The organism is Rhodococcus sp. C26F, from assembly GCF_053345925.1.
In genome coordinates, this window is sequence record NZ_JBKFBA010000002.1 from 99,120 (window position 1) to 101,671 (window position 2,552).

Below are 2,552 nucleotides of genomic sequence, written 5' to 3' on the forward strand. Positions count from 1 at the left end.
GGATCGGGGCGTTCGGTGCGATCTCGCCAGGAGCGAATCCCTAGTCGGTGACGCCTTCGGCCTTCGCCGCGGCCGCGACGGCCTCGGCGACGGCGGGCGCCACGCGCGGATCGAGCGGGCTCGGGACGATCTTGTCCGCGGCCAGTTCGTCACCGACGACCGAGAGGATGGCCTCGGCGGCGGCGAGCTTCATGCCCTCGGTGATGCGGCGGGCACCTGCGTCGAGAGCGCCCTTGAACACACCGGGGAAAGCCAGCACGTTGTTGATCTGGTTCGGGAAGTCGCTGCGACCCGTCGCCACGATCGCGGCGTGCTTGTGGGCGATGTCGGGGTGGATCTCCGGATCCGGGTTCGACATCGCGAAGATGATGGCGTCGTCGGCCATCGTCGCGACGATCTCCTCGGGCACGGTGCCCGACGACACGCCGAGGTAGACGTCGGCGCCGTCGAGCGCCTCGGCGATGCCGCCCTTGCGGCCCTCCGGGTTGGTGCGGGAGGCCAGATCGGCCTTGATCTCACCGAGATCGGTGCGGTCGGAGGAGATGATGCCCTTCGAATCGAGCACCACCACGTCGCGCGCACCGGCGGCGAGCAGGATGTTCGTGCACGCCACGCCGGCAGCTCCGGCCCCGGAGATCACGATGCGCAGGTCGGCGATGTCGCGGCCCTGCACCTTCACCGCACCCTTGAGGGCGGCCAGGGCGACGATGGCGGTGCCGTGCTGGTCGTCGTGCATGACCGGGCAGTCGAGCGCCTCGATGACGCGCTTCTCGATCTCGAAGCAACGCGGAGCCGAGATGTCCTCGAGGTTGACGGCGCCGAAGGACGGACGCAGCCGGATGAGGGTCTCGACGATCGCGTCGGGATCGGTGGTGTCGAGCACCAGCGGGATGGAATTCAGGCCCGCGAACTTCTTGAACAGCGCGGACTTGCCCTCCATCACCGGCAGCGAGGCACGTGCGCCGATGTTGCCGAGACCGAGGACCGCGGTGCCGTCGGAGACGACGACGACCAGGCGGTTGGTCCAGGTGTAACGGTCGACGAGGGTCTCGTCGGCGGCGATGGCCCGGCAGACCTGGGCGACACCGGGGGTGTACGCAATGGACAGATCGCGCTGGTTCTCGAGCGGCGCGGTCAGCTCGACCGACAGCTTGCCGTCGACGTGACTCGAGAAGATCTCCTCGTCCGTCAACTCGAGCTTCTGAGGGGTAGGTGCATCAGACACAATTGACACGATGACACTCCTGCGTGTTCCGAGTCGACCTCTGGACTCGGTTGCTGCGAAAACACCGCAGTTCAATGCAATTCACACACGTGCATGCATCGAGTTGCAGCGCTTCGCCAAGGACATTGGATTGAAGCTTCCGGGCGCGATCACGACTGCCGCTGTACAACGCTGTACGGCTTCCGGAACGTGATGGAGCCGGGGCGGGTGGCCCTGGCATCGAGCCCTGGGTGATCTAGCCCTGGGTGGGTCTGCCATCCTTCGTCCGATTCCGGGGTATTCCGGCTTTCGGATTGCCGCAAGTTTGCCACCTTCGCAGACGAACAATCAAATCGGCATCGATTGCGAAGGTCTCACGGTTTTGTCGCCTCACCTGTGAGTTTACGTGCCGTGAACACCGCGCCGCGGGCGCACCGCGATGAATTTCCGCAGTTACACGACGGCTACCGACGGGTAGCCGAGATGGCACTCGGGGCCGTCATCCCCACCACTGGGTGATCATCAGAATCGATGCAGTGAAGATCACCACAAGGCTCGACAGGAGCGCCACGCCACCCGAGCGTCGATCCGCCGTCACCTGGGCGATCACGGCCACGAGCGCGGCGACGACGTGCGCGGCGACCGAGGTGGTGCCCGGGCCGGGGAAACCGCGGTCGCCGGCGAGGTACTGGGCCCCGCACACCACGAACGTCAGGACCAGCACCGCCCCGCACACCACACCGGAGAGAGCGCGGAGGGCGCGGACCGGCAGACTCGCGCGGCGCGATGCGGGTTCGTACGGATCGGCGTAGTACCCCTCGTCCGGGTAATACGGTTCGTTGTAGTACTCACTGTCGTAGTAGTTTTCGTCGTTCGGCGACCCGTACTCCTCGTCCGGATACCGCGCACCCCGTCGCCTCATCCCTCGAGCACCTCCACACCGGTCGCGCGGTCGAGCAGCGCCTCGTACGCCGCCGGAGCCGTGGTGAAGCTGCCGAGCCCGATGGTCTTGTTGTCGCCGTGATAGTCGGACGATCCCGTGACGACGACCCCGAGCGACCGCGCGAGATCGCGCATCGTCCGCACATCCTGCTCGTCGTGATCGGGATGATCGGCCTCGACACCGCCGAGTCCGAGTTCGGCGAGTTCCTCGATGTGGTCGAGGGCGAGGAGCCGCCCACGCGCACGTGCCCGGGCGTGCGCCACCACCGGCACACCGCCCGCGGCCGTCACCATCTTCACGGCGTCGGCGAGCGGGGTATCGGCCTTCGGTACGTAGTAACGGCCGCGCGGCGACAGCAGCTCGGTGAAGGCGTCGGCCACCGTGGGCACCACACCGGCGGCGACG

At 67.0% G+C, this 2,552-nt stretch carries 3 protein-coding genes (1 of these 3 only partly in view); all 3 read right to left on the reverse strand.

Annotated elements, in window-relative coordinates; translation table 11 throughout:
* Positions 1–40: 40 nt before the first annotated feature.
* Positions 41–1,234, reverse strand: coding sequence for an NAD(P)-dependent malic enzyme (locus tag ACLBYD_RS03530; RefSeq protein ID WP_033097302.1), 1,194 nt, complete (start codon positions 1,232–1,234; stop codon positions 41–43).
* A 469-nt stretch (positions 1,235–1,703) separates the two neighbouring features.
* On the reverse strand, positions 1,704–2,126 hold the full coding sequence (locus ACLBYD_RS03535; RefSeq protein ID WP_447815428.1) for a hypothetical protein: 423 nt from the start codon (positions 2,124–2,126) through the stop codon (positions 1,704–1,706).
* Positions 2,123–2,552, reverse strand: the final stretch of a protein-coding gene (locus ACLBYD_RS03540; RefSeq protein WP_447815429.1) for a PHP domain-containing protein. It continues 431 nt past the right edge of the window; only the last 430 of its 861 coding nucleotides appear in the window; its start codon lies beyond the right edge, outside the window; its stop codon occupies positions 2,123–2,125. Before ACLBYD_RS03540 ends, ACLBYD_RS03535 begins: the two co-directional genes overlap by 4 nt.

What these genes read in the sequence shown, in the direction of transcription:
- ACLBYD_RS03535 (WP_447815428.1), bottom strand. Translation starts at nt 2,126, where the DNA reads ATGAGGCGACGGGGTGCGCGGTATCCGGACGAGGAGTACGGGTCGCCG.